Origin of the sequence: Bacillus sp. JJ1127 (genome assembly GCF_036965845.1) — a bacterium.
Classification (GTDB): Bacteria; Bacillota; Bacilli; order Bacillales; family Bacillaceae_G; genus Bacillus_A.
In genome coordinates this window covers 225-967 of sequence record NZ_JBALQK010000123.1, presented here as the reverse complement: position 1 = coordinate 967, position 743 = coordinate 225, and the positions used below count along the sequence as shown (strand labels likewise).

General features: G+C 38.5%; 1 protein-coding gene. It reads right to left on the bottom strand.

Annotation, left to right across the window (positions count from 1 at the left end; genetic code table 11):
• Positions 1–629, bottom strand: a 629-nt coding sequence (locus V7183_RS12945; RefSeq protein WP_335359784.1) for an MFS transporter, incomplete at its 3' end; no start/stop codon positions are given.
• Positions 630–743: the final 114 nt, after the last annotated feature.

Below are 743 nucleotides of genomic sequence, written 5' to 3'. Positions count from 1 at the left end.
AATTCCTTCTTATATTGTTGTTTTTGTTCCCATATTTTTGGTTCACTTAAACTTTTGCGAACATACACCGCTAGTAAGGCAGGGATTAAACCAAATAAGAAAACAGCTCTCCAGCCAAAGTGTGGAACGATAAAGGCTGGAAGCAATGAAGCAACTAACACTCCGAATTGCCATCCAAGTGCGACAACAGAAGTTGCTTTTGCACGCATTTCTTTAGACCATGTTTCTGTTACGATGGCCATTCCGATTCCAAATTCACCACCAACACCCATACCTACTAGAAAGCGAAGAATTAACAATTGCCAATAATCTGTTGCGAAATAAATTAGTGCTGTTGCTAGTGAGAATAATAAAATGGTAAAAGCCATTGTTCGAATGCGGCCAAATAAATCGGCAATAAATCCAAATAAATATGAACCAATTAGCATCCCAAGTGTTGTCGCTAGTGTAAGGTTTCCGCCTTCTACTGGTGTTAAGTGAAATTCTTTTAAAATATAGACGAGTACAAAAGACAAGAGTAGCATATCTAAACCTTCTGCTGCATAGCCTAGAGCAGAACCAAGCAATGTCTTATATCGTTTTGCTCTTGTCTCCTCTGCTACTTGTTGTAATTCACCTGTGGTATTCATCATTACTCCCCCTCATTTGTTATACAGTCGCTATGGAAGAATAATAAAAGGCCTTCTCACCTAGTATTGTGAGAAGGCCAAAAAAAGCATACGTATCCCTTATGAAAGAACATG